This window comes from Actinomadura sp. WAC 06369 (assembly GCF_003947565.1).
Classification (GTDB): Bacteria; Actinomycetota; Actinomycetes; order Streptosporangiales; family Streptosporangiaceae; genus Spirillospora; species Spirillospora rifamycini.
In genome coordinates this window covers 1-16445 of record NZ_QHJN01000170.1, presented here as the reverse complement: position 1 = coordinate 16445, position 16445 = coordinate 1, and the positions used below count along the sequence as shown (strand labels likewise).

Genomic DNA, 16445 nt, shown 5'->3' with positions numbered 1-16445 from the left:
ACATTGGCGAATCCTGCCGAACCGCCGCCCACCCACCGGCAACCATCGCCAACCCGTCAACAAACCCGCCCACCGCACCGCGGACAGGCCGAACGCCGTGGGCCGCGCCGGGGCGCCGCAGGCTCAGCCGCCCCACCGTGGTCAGGCGCCGGTACCCGGCCCTGTCCGGCCCAGTCCCTCGGCGAGCCCGACCGCCGGAGTCCGGGCAGGCCGCGAACGCCGTGGGCAATGCCTTCCCACAGCCTCAGCCGCCCCCACCGTGGCCGGGCGCCGGTACCCGGCTCCGTCTGTCGGCGAGCCCGACCGCCGGGGCCCGGACAGGCCGCGAACGCCGTGGGTCGCGCCGGGGCGCCGCAGGCTCAGTCGTGGACGGACGCCGAGCGGCGCGCGGTACAGGAGCCCGGCCTCGTGGGCCGGGTCGCGGGTGCAGAACGCGGGCCCGGTCCGCCAATGCCGTTCGGCGTGATCCGGCGCCGCGACCGGAGGCGGGCCCGGGACGGCGTCCCGGGCCCGCCGGCGCGTCGCGGGTCAGCCGGTCTTGAGAGCCGGACGGTCCGCGGCCTCGTCCAGTCCGCCGCGGGCGGGCGCGCGGCCGTGCCGCATGGCGAGCGCGATCGCGAGGCCGACGGCGCCGACCGCGGCGGCGGCGAGGAAGCCGTGCGTGAAGGCCTCCGGCGCGTACACGACGCCGTGCCCGGTCGTGACCACGTGGTCCGCCATGACGATGCCGGTCACCGTGCTCCCGGCCGAGGCGAACATGAGCGCGTTCATGGCGCCGATCGTGTTGCCGACCCCGCTGTAGGAGGACGGCAGCGCGTCCTGGACGAGGTTGGCGTTCGACGAGTGCAGGCAGCCCACCGCGACCCCGGCGAGCAGGCTCTTCGCCGCGACCTGCCAGTACACGTTCGGGAGCTGCGCGCCCACGAACATCGTCATGATGAACAGGACGCCCGCGGCGATCAGCACCCGCCGGGCGCCGACCCGCTTCGCGAGGTACCCGCCGACGGGCCCCACGGCCATCGACATGAGGCCGACCGGCGCCGTCCACAGCGCGTACTCGATCGCCGAGAGGCCCGCGCCGTAGCCGGTCCCGGCCGCGCCCTCCGGCGTCCGCAGCATGGTCGGCGACAGCAGCGCGTGCGCGTTCATCATGTACGCCACGCAGCCCACGGCGAGCAGCGTCGGGCCGAAGCGGGGGCCGAACAGGATTCGGGGCTCGATCAGCGGGTGCGCCGCCGTCCGCAGCCGCACGACGAACCCGGCGGCGAGGACGGCCGCGCCGCCGAGCGCCCCGAGCGCCACCGGGGACGTCCAGCCGTCGGCGGAGCCGCGCGACAGCCCGACCAGGCCGAGCGCGACGGCGGGGCCGAACATGATCGATCCCAGGTAGTCGATCCGGGTGCCGGCGCGGACCGGGCTCTCGGGGATCAGCAGCGCGTACAGCGGCAGCAGGACCGCCATGTACGCGACCATGAACCAGAAGACGCCCCGGTAGCCGAAGCCGTCGATGAGGAAGCCGGCGACGAACGGCCCGACGACGGCCGACATGCCGACGCCGGTGACCACCATGCCGAGCGCCACGGGGACGAAGCTCCGCGGCATGATGTCGCGGACCAGGCCGTAGGACAGCCCCACGATCCCGACCATCGCGCCCTGCACGGCGCGTCCGGCGAGCAGCAGCGGGAACGAGTCGGTCGTCGCGCACAGGACGCTGCCCGCGAGGAACGCGGCGCCGAGGACCACGATGACGCGCTTCTTGCCCCACCGGTCGGCGGCGCGGCCGACCAGCGGCATGATCGTCGCCCCGGCGAGCGTGACGATGCCGACGACCCAGGCGATGCCGGTGGTCTCGAAGCGGGCGGCCATCTCCGGCAGTGCCGGGGTGACCATGAGGATTTCGAAGGTCGCGATCTCCGAGAACAGGATGACCACGGCGAGGGCCAGCAGGAGGCGGTGCCGCGGCGGGGCGCCGCCGGACGGGGTGAGATCGAGCGCCATGGGATCCTTCGATCGGGTGGTGCGCGGCGGGCCGTGCACATTTCCACGGCCGCTTCGGTGATTTCTGAAAATCAGTGAGCGATCCCGGCCGTGCAAGGATGGTCCCGGTCAGTGGGACAATTATCGGGCGCGTCGATATGTGATTACCGACAGGTTAAGTGTGGTTTCTTAACGATGCTCAGGCGGCCGGGTGGGGGGCCTGCAGCAGGGCGGTGAGCATCGCGTTCAGGTCCGCGACGACCTGCTCGGCGGGCGGGGCCGCGTCGGTCGTCGCGCGCTGCCGCTCGTAGTCGGCCAGCAGGCGGAACGCCGTCATGCCCTGCCAGCGGAGCCGCCGTTCGAACTCCGCGTCCGGCAGGCCGGGCAGCAGCCGGCGCAGCTCGCGGTGCATGTACCGCAGGCCGGGCGGGTCGGGCGGCCCGGCGGCGTCCGCCCCGTCCGACCGGGGGCGCCACGGCGCGTCGAGCATCGGGTGGTCCATGACGTTCGCGAGGAAGCGCAGGTACCAGGTCCGCTCGCCGGACGCGGTGATCGTCTCCACCAGCGGCACGACCAGCAGGTCGATGAGCTGCGGGACGGTCGGCGGCGCGGCGGACGCGCGCAGCGCGGCCACGAGCCGGGCGCGGCGCGCGTCGACGTCCGCCGAGCGGACCTCGATGATCGCCGTGATCAGGCCGTCCTTGGAGCCGAAGTGGTACTGCGCGGCGGAGTTGTTGCGCTGCCCGGCCTCGATGCCGACCGTGCGCAGCGACACCGACTCGACGCCGAACTCGGCGAACAGGCGCTCGGCGACGTCGATGAGCTTCGCGCGGGTGCCCCGAGTGTCGACCGTCTCGCTCACGGCGGCCAGCCTACAAGAGCCCCGGGTGCGATCGCTCTTGACGTCCTTAAGAAACGTGTCTTACTCTCTGGGCAGTCGTGACGTGATATTGTGGAGGTCGCTGCCATGAATGCTCCGGCGTTCCCCGAGAACCAGCAGAAGACCGCCGAATCGGCGTTCGGATTGTTCAGCGCCGGCCAGGCGCGCCATATCTTCTCCCGCGCGCACGGGTCCGGCCTGGAACCGGTCGTCGTGGAGGCGGCGCCGCGCACCTTCTACATCCAGCCCGGCATGGTGAACGTCGCGCTCTTCGAGACGGCCGAGGGGCTGCTCCTCGTCGACTGCGGCTGCGCGGGCGACGGGCCCGCGCTGCTGGCGGCGGTCCGCTCGGTCAGCGACGCGCCGCTGCACACCGTCGTCTACACGCACGGGCACAGCGACCACGCGTTCGGCCTGTGGGCGTTCCTGGAGGCGGGCGAACGGCCCCGCGTCGTCGCGCACGAGAACGTCCCGGCGCACTTCCGCCGCTACATGAAGACCGCCGGGCTCAACGCGCGCGTCAACGGCCAGCTCCCCGGACCGGACGGCAAGACCTGGGCGTCCGAGGAGTCCGACTTCGTCTGGCCGGACGAGACGTACCGCGACCGGCTCACGCTCACCCTCGGCGGCGAGCGCTTCGAGCTCGTCCACGGCAAGGGCGAGACCGACGACGCGACGTGGGTGTGGGCGCCGGACCGGCGCGTCCTCGCCGCCGGGGACCTGGTGACCGGCTACCTGCCCAACGCCGGCAACCCGCGGAAGGTGCAGCGCTACGCCGAGGAGTGGGCCGACGCCGCCGACGCGATGGCCGCGCTGCGCCCCGAGGTGATCATCCCCGGGCACGGCGACCTGGTGCGCGGTGCCGCCGCGATCCAGGACGAACTGGGCGCCATGGCCCGCTACCTGCGGCACATCGTCGCGCACGCCCTGGACGGCCTCAACGCCGGACGCACGCCGGACGCCATCGTCGAGTCGCTGCGGATCCCGGACGACCTGGCCCGCCACCCCCGCCTCCGGGCGATCTACGACCGGCCCGAGTTCATCTGCCGCAACGTCGTCCGGCGCTACGGCGGCTGGTGGAACGGGCACCCCGCCGACCTGCTGCCCGCCCCGGCGGCCGCGCGCGCCGCCGAGATCGCCCGGCTCGCCGGCGGGACCGCCGTGCTCGCCGCCCGCGCCCGCGAGCTCCAGGACACCGACCCGCCGCTGGCCTGCCACCTCGCCGAGTGGGCGTTCCTCGCCGACCGGTCCGACCCGGTCGCCCAGGAGTGCTACGTCGACGTCCTGGAGCGGCGCGCGGCGGCCGAGCCGTCCCTGATGGCGCAGGTCAACTTCCGTGTGAGCCGCCAGTGGGTGGCCGAGGCCCGCCGGGAGGGCCGTTGACCGCGCGCGGGCGCGACGCGCCGCGCACGGACGGCCGGACCTGGACGATCGGGGCGCCGGTGACCGCCGACGTTCGGTCATGACCGGGCGGTCGCGGTAGGTTGACACGATGCCGACAACCATTGGCGAAGCGCCAGTAAGCGGGCATCGCGGCCATCGCCGCGGCGCCCGGTATCGTCGGACCCCGGAAGGGCGAGGACGGTGAGCGCACGGATGAGCGACGACGCAGCGGGCGGGGGGGCGCCGCCGCGGCGCGTCCGCAAGGAGCCGGACGAGCGGCGCGACCAGATCCTGGCGTGCGCGCGCCGGCTGTTCAGCCGCCGCCCGTACGCCGAGGTGTCCAACACCGAGATCGCGGCGGCCGCCGGGGTCAGCCGGGGGCTGCTGAACCACTACTTCGGCACGAAGCGCGAGCTGTACCTGGCGGCCGTGAGCAAGATGATGAGCGTCCCGCCGATCCCGATCCCGCCGTTCGTGGAGGGCACGCAGGTGCGGGACCGCATCGGGCAGAGCCTCGACGCGTGGCTCGAACTGCTGGAGCGCAACCGGGAGACGTGGGTCGCGGCCCTCGACATGACCACGTCGGGCGGCGACGAGGACCTGGAGCGCATCCTCGAGGAGGGCCGGGACCGGGCCGTCGACCACATGACCGAGGTGGTCGGCCTCACCCCGCTGTCGCGGGACCGGCCCGAGATCCGCGCCGCGTTCCACGGCTACGCGGCGATGGCCGTCGCGACCAGCCGGGAATGGCTCAAGACCGGCCGGCTGACCAGGGCGCAGGTCCACCTGATCCTCCAGGAGGTCCTGCTGAACCTGCTCGACCAGTTCCCCCGCCTGCTGGAGGGGGAGCCGCCGCGCCGCACCGAGGACGCGGCGGCCCTGGCGTCGCCCGCCGAGTGACGGTGGCGCGGTGCCGTCCTACGCGGTGCCGTCCTACGCGGTGCCGTCCTACGCGTTCGCCGCGGGGACCTCGCCGTCCCCGGCCGCGACGGGGGTGGGCATCGGGATGGAGACCTGCCCCTCGGTCAGCAGCTTGCCGAACATCTGCTTGAGCGCGTCGCCGTCGTTGAGGTGCGGGAACGGCTCGTCCGGGGCCTCGACGCCGAGGAACGAGCACAGCGGGCCCCAGCCCTCGCGCACGTCGAACACGAGGAGCCGGTCCGCGGGCAGGCCCGCCCGGACGGTCCCGACGTACCGTTCGAAGGCCGCGGCGGCGGTGTCCTCGTCGGGCACGCCGGACGCCGGGTCCCATTCCGGGCCGAAGAGGTCGCGCCCGTGCCGGTCGAGGATGGGGCGCATCCGTCCCATGGCGGCGGCGACGGGGCGCGCGGCCTCGGGCAGGTCCTCCGCGGCCGTCATGGCGGGCCCGTTGGTCATGAGGTTGCTGAAGCTGGCGTGCCAGCGGCGCGGGTCGCGGACGGTCAGCACGACCTTCGCGTCCGGGTAGGCGTCGGCGAGCTGCCGCCAGAACCCGCTGGACGGCCAGTCCTGGGCGGACGCGTACCCGTCCAGCACCCGGTCCCAGTCGACGGCCCTGCCGTCGGCGGCCGGGAGCCAGCGGTCGGCCTGCGCCGGATTCGTGAGGATCTCGAACATGTGGTGGCAGGGCCCCAGCCCGAGCCGTTCCAGGGCCGCCTTCATCGACGTCGTCCCCGTTCGCGGCAGACCCGCACCGATGACCTTGAGCATGCTGACGCCTTTCACCCTCGGTAGGCACGCGCCGCCCCGCGCCGGGTCCCGCGGCCCCGAGGAGCACGCATCGGGCGGCACCCGGTCGACGCTAGATCACGTTTCGGAAAAGCTCAATGTCCCGCCTCGCCTTCCCGTCGAAATGATCACGTATTTCCCATTCTGACTGGTAGCTAAGAGGTGAGTGGTCGAAGTAACAAAAAGATGTTCGATATTCACACCTTTTCGGTCGCTTATATATGGAGCGGTCCCGGGGCGGCCCCGCCCGGCCCGTCCGCCCGGGGCCGGAACGGGACGTCCGGGTACCGGTCAGCGCCCCGGGTCACATAGCGTGACCCCAGCGGGGACGCACGGGGCGCACCCTCAGCGGCGGCCGGATGGAGGACCGGGGATGGCCAGACACGTCAGGCGCGGCGTGGCGCTCGTCGTCGGAGCGCTGCTGACGCTGACCGGCGTCGCGCTCCTCGTCCTGCCCGGCCCCGGGCTCCTGCTGGTGCTGGCGGGCCTGCTCGTCCTCGCCCGCGAGTTCCCCATGGTCGAGCGCTACGTCGAACCCGTCCAGAACGCCGCGATGCGGGCGGCCGAGGAGAGCGTGTCGTCCCCGTGGCGCCTCGCCGGGTCGATCCTCACGGCGGCGGCGCTGTTCGGCGCGGGCGTGGCGTGGGGCGTCGTCGACCGGCTCCCGTTCAGCGGCTGGAGCACCGGCTCGGGCCTGATCCTCTCCGGGTGCATCCTCATCGGGCTGCTGGTGTGGAGCCACCGCCGGGTCAAGGCCGCCGCGCTCGCCGCCCCGCCCGCCCCCGACGACGCCCGCTGACCGTCCTCGCCGCCCGGACGGCGCACCGTCCGGGCGACGGAGAAAGCGGATCGAACTCCTGGTGCCGGGACGGTGGAATGCGCCGCCACTCTCGGTGATCTCCCCGTGCTCGCCCGTGCGGGGCGCCTCCCGCGCAGCCCCCGGACCTGCCCGTACCGTCCCGGTAGGGGAAGGTGCCGAATAGGGGTCGAGTAGGGGTGCAAGGGGCCGCGCGCGGCTGACTATCGTTGGCGACGCTTCGAGGGAGTGGGACTCGGCTCGCCATTGAAGTCGATCTCGTCCGAGCGATTCGATCACCGGTCCGGCCGGTAATTCACAACGCTTCGATTCACGAATCACTCCTTCGGTGCGCGACGGTAATGGTGAACCAGGGGGTGCCATTGAAAACCGAACTGGGGCAGGTCGACGACCTGCCGGTGGTCAGGCTGGAGCTGGCCGCGCTGACGCCGTCGGAGTCGCCGCGCCGCGGCGGCATCGACGCCGACCACGTCGCGTCGCTGGCGGCGGCGCAGGAGGACCTGCCGCCGATCATCGTGCACCGGCCGACGATGGCGGTCATCGACGGCCGGCACCGGGTCCGGGCGGCCGCGCTGCGCGGCGCCACGACGATCACGGCGCGTCTCTTCCAGGGGGACGGGGACGACGCGTTCGTGCTGGCGGTCCGGGCCAACGTCGCCCACGGGCTGCCGCTCCCGATGGCCGACCGCAAGCGGGCGGCCGAACGCATCGTCGCGACCCATCCGCAGTGGTCGAACCGGATGATCGCGTCGGTGACCGGCATGGCGCCGGGAACGGTGGCCGAGATCCGGCGGCGGGCCGGGGGCGAGCCCGCCGCGGTCCGGGTCGGGCAGGACGGCCGGGCCCGCCCGGTCAACGGGGCGGAGCGGCGCCGGGCGGCGTCCGAGCTGATCAGCAGCAACCCGGACATGTCGCTGCGGCAGGTGGCCCGCGCGGTGGGCATCTCCCCGGAGACCGCCCGGGACGTCCGCAACCGGCTGCGCCGGGGCGAGGACCCGCTGGCCACGGGACGGCCCGCGCCCGCCCCGGTGCCGCTCGCGCTGCGCGCGGGCCGCGTCCCGGCCGTCCCGCCACGGCCGGACGCCGACCAGATCGCGGTGGTGCAGCGGCTGCGGACCGACCCCGCGCTGCGGCTCAGCGAGACCGGCCGGCGGCTGCTCATGCTGCTCAGCCTGCACACCGTGAAGCCCGGCGAGTGGGAGGCCCTCATCGACGGCGTCCCGACGCACTGCGGCGCCCTCGTCGCGCAGCTCGCCCGCGACTGCGCGCAGCGGTGGGCCGACTTCGCGTCGAGCGTCGAACGGCGGCTCCCGGACGCGTCCTGAGGCCGCCGCGTTCCGGGGCCGCCGCGTCCCGGACTCACGACGTCGGCACCGCGGGACGGTCGTGGCCGGGTTCGGGCGGGGCGTCCCGCAACCGGGCGGGCAGCTCCGTCCGGCGCCCGACGTGCAGCTTCCGGTAGACGCGGGTGAGGTGCTGCTCCACGGTGCTGACCGTGATCAGCAGCTCCTCGGCGATCTGCCGGTTGGTGCGGCCCGCGGCGGCGAGGGCGGCGACGCGGCGTTCCGCGCCGGTGAGCGCGGCGGCGGCCCCGCCGCGCCCCGCCCGGCGCAGGTCCGGACGGTCGTGCTCGGCGCGGGCCAGCTCCGCGCGGGCGAGCGCGAGCTGCGCGGCGTCCCCGCTGTGCTCGAGGAACTTCACCGCCTCCCGCAGCAGCCGCGCGCGCTCCCCCGGGCCCGACGCCAGCGCGAGCGCCCGCAGCGCGCCGCCCCGCACCCGGGACGGCCCCGGACGCACCCGCGCGAGCTGCTCGGAGGCGAGCGCGGCGGCGGCCGCGAGGTCGCCGCGCGCCAGCAGCGTGTGGGCGGCGCCGATCCGCCACGCGACCAGCCCCGGGACGTCGACGCCGCGCCGCCGCATCAGCTCCCCGCACGCCTGGAACTCCGACAGCGCGGCGGCCGTGTGGCCCGTCGCGAGCAGCAGGTGCGCGTGCGCCTGCCGATGGTGCAGCCCGATGGGCGTCCACAGCGCGTCCGGCGGGACGGGCGCGCGCAGGTGCCCGCCCGCCTCCGCGAACCGGCCCGTGGCGGTCAGGGCCATCGCGAGCGCGGAGATCGGCAGGACGATCGCGGTGCCCCAGCTCGCGGGGGAGATCCGGGCGAGCGCCGTCCGGGCGTGCCGTTCGGCGCCCGCCGGGTCGCCGAGCCGGACGCACGCGAGCGCGCGGGTCGCGGCCAGCAGCGCGTGCGCGGCGGGGTCGTGCCGGGTCGCCGCCCGCGCCAGCAGCGGGTCGCAGCGCCGCGCCGCGTCCCGCGCCCGGTCGTCGTAGAGCAGCACCGCGAGGGCCGTCGTCACCGGCCCGGGCGACCAGGAGCCGCGCGCCGCGTCCCGCAGGATCTGCTCGGCGGTCTCGGCCGCCCCGTCGGCGGACGGCCCGGACGGGTCGGCGGCCGCGCCCGCGGCCGTCCTTCCGGTGAGCACGGCCGCCAGCGCGGCGGAGGCGCGCGCCCCCGGCTCGGCGGTGCCGGAGCCCGGGGACAGCGGCGGCGCGGTGCCCGCGCCGGGCGGGACGCGGCCGAGCAGGAGCCGCGCGGCCCCCGGCATGCGGGTGGTCGCGCCGGGCCGCCCCGCGAGCCGCTCCAGCAGCTCGTCGGCCTCGCGGCCGCGCCCGAACCACATCAGGTAGAAGACGGCGCGTTCGGCGTCGTCGCCGCGCAGCCGCCCGTCCAGCACCGCCGTCCGGAGCGCGGGGAGCAGCGGGATGATCGCGGCGGGATCGATGAGCCAGTGGGCGCGGGCGAGCGCGCCGTCGACGCGGAGCGCGTTCCGCTCGTCCGCGCAGAGGCGGCGCGCCAGCGTCAGGCAGGCGAGGGCCGCCCGCGGGTCGCCGTCCAGCAGGTGCCGCTCGCCCGCCTCGACCAGCACCGGGACGGTCCACGGCGCGGTCGGCCGGGCGCCGCCGGCGGGCGCCGCGGACAGCAGGTGCCCGGCCACCGTCACCGGGGACGCGCCCTGCTCGTGCAGGAGCCCGGCGAGCGCCAGGTGCAGGCCGGCGCGCTCGGCGGGCGGGGCGTCGTCGAGGATCGCCGCGGCCATGGACGGGTGGCGCAGCCGGCCGTCGACCAGCAGCCCGGCGGTCGTCAGCGCGTCGAGCACGCGGGGCGTGCGGGCGGCGTCCGCGCCCGGCAGCCGGGCGAGCGCCGCGGCGGGGACGGCGCCGTCGGCGAGGGCGACGGCCCGGGCGAGCGCCGCCGCCGGCGGGCCCGCCCGGTCGAGGAGGGTGCGGACGGCCCGGGTGTACGCGGCGCCCGGCACGGTGCCGCGCGGGTGCCGGGAGTCCCGCAGCACGGCCCGCACGAGCAGCGGGTTGCCGCCGGTGACGGCGTCGCAGCGGTCGAGGGTCACGGCGGCGGCGTGGGCGGCGAGCAGCCGGGCCTGCTCCGCCCGCGACAGCGGCCGCAGCCGCAGGACGGTGATCCGGGAGTCGTCCGGCAGCGCCGCGCGGAACCACGGCGGCGGGCCGTCCGGGCCGGGGCGCTCGGTCAGCACGATCAGCAGCCGCGCCGGGGGGCGGACGGCGCGCGCGAGATGCGCGAGGAAGAGCAGCGACGCGGTGTCGGCGGCGTGGACGTCGTCCACGGCGATCAGCACCGGCGTTTCGGCGGACGCGCGCAGAATGCGGGCGGTGATCCGCCGGAATGGCGCGGCCGCCGCGGCGGGGAGGGAGTCGGGGGACGCGTTCCACATCGCGGCGGGCACGGCGCGCACGGCCTCTTCCAGCAGCGGCGACAATGCCCGCGCCGTCTCGCCGGACGTTTCGGCGATCATATTCCGGACGAGGGAAAGCGGCGCCGCGTGATCGTCGGTTATGGGACGGCCGGACAGGACGATCGCGCCGGAGTCCGCCGCCCGGACGGTTATCGAGTGCAGCAGCGTGCTCTTTCCCAGGGTGGGCTCGCCGGCGATGACCGCAATGGCGGGGCGCCCCTCCAGAACGGCGGAGAAGAGATCCCTCAGCGTGGCCGCCTCCCGTGCCCGGCCGCTCGGACACCCGCCGCGGCGGGGCGTCTGGATCCGCTGTGCCATGCGCGAACACACCTCTCGACGTCGTTTCCGCAGGCGGTGAGCCCGCGAGGCGGAGTAGACCACGGACGGAGTCACAGGGACGTAACGGAGCGGCGCGGCCCGTCCCGGGGCGCGCCGCGCGGCGGGGAGCGGACGGTATTGGCGGCGGGGGACTCGGTGGAATTGATCGGTTCGGGAAACGCGTGATCAGGTTCGCCGGAAAGGCTGGCTGGATCCGGCCATATGTTCGATCATCGGAGAGAGGCCAGGTGGCCGCACTGTATTAACCTAGAGTAATATAGCATATGCGTACGGTGATTAGCCTTGCTCGGGTGCCGGTGCGAAAATCGAACCGCCGCCCTACGAGGGCACTCCCATGTCGCCTGCGCACCCGCCGGTGACGCGCGGCACGCTCCCGGCACGGTCACCGCCGCCGCGGGGCCGGGCCGCGCGGTGACGCTGTCCGGAATCTCGGGGGAGGCGAACGTCCGCATGGCCATTGCCGAGCGTGCCGAGGAGTTGCGCCGGCTCGGCGAGGTCTTCGCCGAGAGCCGCGCCGCCGGCGGCACCGTCCTGGTGGTGGAAGGCCCGGCCGGAACGGGGAAAACGCGACTCGTTCACGAATTCGGCGCACGGGTCGCCGCCGCCGGGGCGACGTTCCTGTGCGCCGCCGCGTCCCGCGCCGAACGCGGATTCCCGCTGAGCGCCGTCGGCCAGCTGTTCGGCGGCCCCGCGCTGGGCCCCCGGCAACTCGAAGAGGCCGAACGGCTGCTGGAGGAGGGCGCCGCCGCGGCGCCGGCGCCGGCCCGCGCCTCCAACGGCGCCCCCGACGGAGCGGGGGCCGTCCCCGCCGAAATCCTGCGCGGGCTCAGCGCGCTGCTGCTGTCGGCCGCGGACCGCGCCCCGCTGGTGATCGCCGTCGACGACGTCCACCACGCCGACCCCGCCTCCCTGCGGTTCCTGCACCACCTCGTCGGCCGCGCGGGCGCGCCGCGGGTCCTGCTCGTCCTCACCCAATGCGTGCGCGCCGCGCCCCCGCACCCCCTGCTGGACGCTGGGCTGCTCCGCGGGCCGCGCGTCCACCGGCTGCGGCTCCGGCCCCTGACCCGGGACGGCGTCGCGGCCGTCCTGGCGGCGCACTTCGACCCCCTGACGGTCCGCCGGCTGGCGGCCGGGTGCCACCGCGCCACCGGCGGCAACCCGCTGCTGGTGCACGCGCTCGTCGAGGACCACCGCCTGTCCGCGGACGCCGGCCCCGCCCGGCTCGTGTTCGGCGAGGCGTTCCGCCGCGCCGTCCTGGCATGCCTGCACCGCTGCGAGGCGGTGCCGTTCGCCCGCGGCCTCGCCGTGCTCCCGCCGCGCCCGTCCGGTCCGGGGCCGGGCGAACTCGCCGGACTGGACGAGGAGGCGGCCGCGCTGACCGGCGAGGTGCTGGCCGCGACCGGCCTGACCGCCGCGGCGGGCGCCGGGTTCCGGCACGACGCCGTCCGGGCCGCCGTGCTGGGCGGGATGCGCGCGGACCGGCGGCGGACGCTCCAGCTCCGGGCCGCCGAACTCCTGCACCGGGCCGGCGCGCCCGCCGCCGACATCGCCGACCGGCTCGTCGCCGCCGACCGGGTCCCCGGCCCGTGGGCGCTCGCGGTGCTGCGCGAGGCGGCCGGGCCGCTGCCCGTCACCGCCGGCCGCCCCGAGACGATCGCGCGGCTGCGGCTCGCGCTGCGCGGCCGTCCCGCCGGCGCCGAGCGCGCCGCCGTCCTGTTCGACCTGGCGTGCGCGGAATGGCCCGCCGACCCGGAACGCGCGGTCCGGCACCTCCCCGAGCTGACCGCCGCGCTCCGGGCCGGGCAGCTCCCGGCGGAGGCCGCCGCCCGCCTGACGACCTGGGCGATATGGCTCGGCCGCGTCGACGACGCCCGCGAGCTGGAGGGCGCCGGGACGCCGCCGGGAACGGTCGAACGCCGGCTGGCCCGCGCGTTCCCCGGCCTCGCGGCGGCGCCGCCGGACGGCGCCGCGCCGCGCGACGACACCCTGATCGGCACGTTCGTCGAACTCCTCACCCGCCCGTCCCTGCACGAGGACGAGCACGAGGCGACCGTCGCGCACATCGAGCACGTCCTCGGCGAGGGCGCGTCCGCGCCCGGGTTCCGCGCGCCCGTCGCCGCGCTCGTCGCGCTCGTCCACCTCGGCGAGGTCGCACGCGCCGAGCAGTGGTGCGACGCGCGGGAGCGTTCCGACACCGGCCGCCCCCCGCTGACGGCCGCGCTGTACCTCGTGGTGCGCGCGCTGATCCGGGAGCGGCGCGGCGACCTCAACGGCGTCGTCGACCGCGTCCGGGAGGCGTTCGACCTGGTACCGCCCGGCGGCCTCGGGGTGTTCGCCGCGATCCCGCTGGGCGCCCTCGTGGACGCGCTCGTCGCGCGCGGCGAGCGCGCGGAGGCGGGCCGCTGGCTCGACCGGCCGCTTCCGGACGCCACCCTGCACGGCCCGTTCGTCCTGCCGTTCCTCCGCGCCCGGGGCGCGCACCACCTGGCGGTGGGCCGCGCGCGGACCGCCGCGGCCGAGTTCCGGCTGTGCGGGCGGCTCATGCGGGCGTGGGGCTGCGACCTCCCCGAGTTCGTCCCGTGGCGGACGGACCTGGCGCGGGCCCACCTGGCCGTCGGGGACGCCGAACCCGCCGCCCGGCTCGTCCGCGAGGAGCTGCGGCGCCTGCCGGAGGGACGCGCCCGGACCCGCGCCGCCGCGCTGCGCGTCCTCGCGGCGGCCGTCCCGGACGAGCGGACCCGCACACTGGGCCGGGCCGCGCGGGCGGCGGAGCGCGCCGGGGACCGGCTGGAGCTGGCCCGGATCCTGGACGACCTCGCCGCCTGCCACCGGCCCGACCGGCCGCGCCGCGCCCACGAGCTGGCGCGGCGGGCCGGGGCGCTGGCCGCCGCGTGCGGGGCGGCCGGCATCGGCGGCGCCGCCGACCCGCCCGGCAGGGCCGGACCGGCCGGCGCGCCGGCGCCCGGCGCCGACCCGTTCACGGAGCTCAGCGACGCGGAACGGCGGGTCGCGGCGCTCGCCGCCGAAGGCTGGACCAACCGGCAGATCGCCCAGCGCCTGCACGTCACCACGAGCACCGTCGAGCAGCACCTCACCCGCGTCTACCGGAAGCTGCGGATCCACCGGCGGACCGACCTGCCGCTCGACCCGGCCGGAATTCCGCCGCGCGACTTTCTCGCCTGATAACGCGGATTCCCGACCGGCGCCGCTGGACGGTGGGAGTCCCCGCGCGCACCGGTTAACATTGATTCGCCCTCGTAGCCCAATTGGTAGAGGCAAACCCCTTAAAAGGGTTGTGGTGTCGGTTCGAATCCGATCGAGGGCACCGGGGCGGCCGCCCACCGCCCGTCCGTCCGCAACCGGACGGACGGGCGACGGCACCGCCGCGAGCCCGTGGACACCCGGGGGAACGGCGCCTCCGGCGACCGCGCCACCGCTGCTCGCCGCGGGTGTCCAACCGTCCATTTCTTTCGGTTGGACACCCCCTCTGCGACCGTTTCCGGTGCTCTTGTCGTGGACATGCGTCCGTGTAATCCTGGGCCGCGCCAGACGTTCACGAAAAACAATTCCTCTTGGGGTTCGACGTGCCCGCACAGACCAGCACCGTGCACGCTCCCACCGGGAGCGAAGCCTTATGAACGGCGATATCCACCGGGCGGCGTTCGCGCGCGTCGGGCTCCGGCCGGGCCGCCGCCCGCCCGCCGGACCGCCCGACACCGCGGTGAAGATCCTCGGCCGCACCTGGACCGCGCCGCTGGCCGTCCCGGACGGCGACCGGCTCGCGGCCGACACGACCGACGCGCCGGTCCGGATCCGGCGCCGTCCGCCCGGGACCGCCGCGGCCGCGCCGGACTCCGCCGAGTTCGCCCAGGTCGGCACCCCCGCGGACGCCGTCCGCGCGGTCGAGGACGGCGCGGCCGGCCTGATCGTCGCCGGGTCCGCCGGGACCGCCGCGCTCGACGCGCTGCCGCCGATCGCCGCCGCGACCGGCCGGCGCCGCCCGATCCTCCTCGACGGCGGCGTCGAACTGGGCGCCGACGTCCTCGCCGCCGTCGCCCTCGGCGCCGACGCGGTCGTCCTCGACCGCGCCGCCGACACCGCCCGGATCACCGCGGAACTCCGCGCCGCGATGGCCTTCGCGGGCGTCGCGACGATCGCCGACGCCGGCGCCGCGTGCGTCCGCGTCGAGCGGGCCGAGCCGCCCGCCGCGGACCGGTCCGGCGCCGACCTGCACCTGGCGGAACTGCACCCGAGCCTGGCCGACCCGGTGCTCGACGCGATGAACTTCCTCAACGAGATCACGTTCCGCCACCCCGACGCGATCTCCTTCGCCCCCGGCCGCCCCTACGACGGCTTCTTCGGCAACGACCAGATCTTCGAGCACGTCCGCCGCTACCTCGACCACCGCGCCGGGGCGGGCGCGACACCGGACGACCTGCGCACCGAACTGTTCCAGTACGGCCCCACCGCCGGCCGCATCCGGGACGTGCTCGCCGGGTCGCTGCGCGCCGACGAGGGCATCGACGTCCCGCCCGAGGCGATCGTGGTGACCGTCGGCGCCCAGGAGGCGATGCTGCTCGTGCTGCGGGCGCTCGCCGCCGGGCCGCGCGACTCGGTGCTGGCGTCCACCCCCTGCTACGTGGGGTTCACCGGTGCCGCGCGGATCCTCGGCGTCCCGGTGGCCGCGGTCCCCGAGGGACCGGACGGCCCGAGCCCCGCGGCGCTCGAGGCCGCGATCCTCGCCGAGCGCGCCGCGGGCCGCCGCCCCCGCGCGTTCTACGTGGTGCCCGACCACTCCAACCCGTCCGGCGCCACCGTCGGCCTCCCGGCCCGCCGCGCCCTGCTCGACCTGGCCGCCCGGCACGACGTGCTGATCATCGAGGACACCCCGTACCGGCTGGTGAGCCCCGGCCGCCCGCTGCCCACGCTGAAGTCCCTCGACCGCGACCGCCGCGTCGTGCACATCGGCTCGTTCTCCAAGACCCTGTTCCCCGGCGCCCGCGTGGGGTTCGCCGTCGCCGACCAGACCGTCGCCGACGGCACCGGCCGCACCGCGCCGCTCGCCGCCGAACTCGCCAAGATCAAGAGCATGGTGACGGTCAACACCCCGTCGCTGAGCCAGGCCGCCGTGGCCGGCGCGCTGCTCGCCGCCGACGGCCGCGTCTCCCGGCTGAACGCCGAGCCCGCCGAGCACTACGGCCGCGCGATGCGGACCACCCTGGCGGCCCTCGACCGCGAACTCCCCGCCGACCGCCGCGCCGCCCTCGGCGTCCGCTGGACGCGCCCGTCCGGCGGGTTCTTCCTGACCGTCCGCGTCCCGTTCGCCGCCGACGACGCCGCGCTCGCCCGCGCGGCCCGCGACTTCGGCGTCATCTGGACGCCCATGACGCAGTTCCACCCGGAGGGCGGCGGGCTGGACCGGCTCCGCCTGTCCACCAGCTACCTGACCCCGGCCGAGATCGACGAGGGCGTCTCCCGCCTCGCCCGCTTCATCGAGGCGGAGAGCGCCCGCACCCGCCGGGAGGCGCCGTGACCACCGTGAACGACCACGCCGGCCCGCCCGCCCCCCTCAAC

10 protein-coding genes and 1 tRNA gene are annotated in these 16445 nt (G+C 76.0%); 7 read left to right on the top strand and 4 right to left on the bottom strand.

Features of this window, described 5'->3' with window-relative positions; genetic code table 11:
- Window positions 1–528 precede the first annotated feature (528 nt).
- Together DMH08_RS32495 and DMH08_RS32490 are read right to left on the bottom strand one after the other, a co-directional pair.
- Complete coding sequence (locus DMH08_RS32495) at window positions 529–1998, bottom strand: MFS transporter (RefSeq protein WP_125619832.1); 1470 nt, start codon at window positions 1996–1998, stop codon at window positions 529–531.
- Window positions 1999–2176: 178 nt separating this feature from the next.
- A complete protein-coding gene (locus DMH08_RS32490; RefSeq protein ID WP_158642429.1) occupies window positions 2177–2839 on the bottom strand; it encodes a TetR/AcrR family transcriptional regulator in 663 nt (220 codons plus the stop codon).
- A gap of 105 nt (window positions 2840–2944) precedes the next feature.
- Here DMH08_RS32490 and DMH08_RS32485 point away from each other — a divergent pair, with 105 nt between their 5' ends.
- Both DMH08_RS32485 and DMH08_RS32480 read left to right on the top strand, forming a co-directional pair.
- Entirely contained in the window at window positions 2945–4240 is a 1296-nt protein-coding gene (locus tag DMH08_RS32485) for an MBL fold metallo-hydrolase (protein WP_125619828.1), read from the top strand.
- 213 nt (window positions 4241–4453) lie between these two features.
- A complete protein-coding gene (locus tag DMH08_RS32480; RefSeq protein WP_125619826.1) occupies window positions 4454–5140 on the top strand; it encodes a TetR/AcrR family transcriptional regulator in 687 nt (228 codons plus the stop codon).
- A gap of 48 nt (window positions 5141–5188) precedes the next feature.
- Here DMH08_RS32480 and DMH08_RS32475 read toward each other — a convergent pair whose 3' ends face one another.
- Window positions 5189–5929 (bottom strand): sulfotransferase family protein, encoded by a 741-nt coding sequence (locus DMH08_RS32475; protein ID WP_158642428.1) that lies wholly within the window; start codon window positions 5927–5929, stop codon window positions 5189–5191.
- A gap of 391 nt (window positions 5930–6320) precedes the next feature.
- Here DMH08_RS32475 and DMH08_RS32470 point away from each other — a divergent pair, with 391 nt between their 5' ends.
- Together DMH08_RS32470 and DMH08_RS32465 are read left to right on the top strand one after the other, a co-directional pair.
- The gene (locus DMH08_RS32470; protein ID WP_026400762.1) at window positions 6321–6746 is read left to right on the top strand and encodes a PGPGW domain-containing protein; all 426 of its coding nucleotides are present in this window, start codon (window positions 6321–6323) and stop codon (window positions 6744–6746) included.
- A gap of 380 nt (window positions 6747–7126) precedes the next feature.
- Complete coding sequence (locus DMH08_RS32465; RefSeq protein WP_233617933.1) at window positions 7127–8089, top strand: ParB/RepB/Spo0J family partition protein; 963 nt, start codon at window positions 7127–7129, stop codon at window positions 8087–8089.
- A 34-nt stretch (window positions 8090–8123) separates the two neighbouring features.
- Here DMH08_RS32465 and DMH08_RS32460 read toward each other — a convergent pair whose 3' ends face one another.
- Window positions 8124–10850 carry a helix-turn-helix transcriptional regulator gene (locus DMH08_RS32460; protein ID WP_125619824.1) on the bottom strand — a complete coding sequence of 909 codons (2727 nt, stop codon included), beginning with the start codon at window positions 10848–10850 and terminating at the stop codon, window positions 8124–8126.
- A gap of 471 nt (window positions 10851–11321) precedes the next feature.
- Between DMH08_RS32460 and DMH08_RS42505 the strand changes: the two genes are divergently transcribed.
- The 3 genes from DMH08_RS42505 (at window position 11322) to DMH08_RS32445 (ending at window position 16404) form a co-directional block, all read left to right on the top strand.
- Complete coding sequence (locus DMH08_RS42505; RefSeq protein ID WP_125619822.1) at window positions 11322–14054, top strand: AAA family ATPase; 2733 nt, start codon at window positions 11322–11324, stop codon at window positions 14052–14054.
- A 68-nt stretch (window positions 14055–14122) separates the two neighbouring features.
- Window positions 14123–14196, top strand: a tRNA-Leu gene (locus DMH08_RS32450).
- A gap of 309 nt (window positions 14197–14505) precedes the next feature.
- Complete coding sequence (locus tag DMH08_RS32445) at window positions 14506–16404, top strand: aminotransferase class I/II-fold pyridoxal phosphate-dependent enzyme (protein WP_125619820.1); 1899 nt, start codon at window positions 14506–14508, stop codon at window positions 16402–16404.
- Window positions 16405–16445 lie beyond the last annotated feature (41 nt).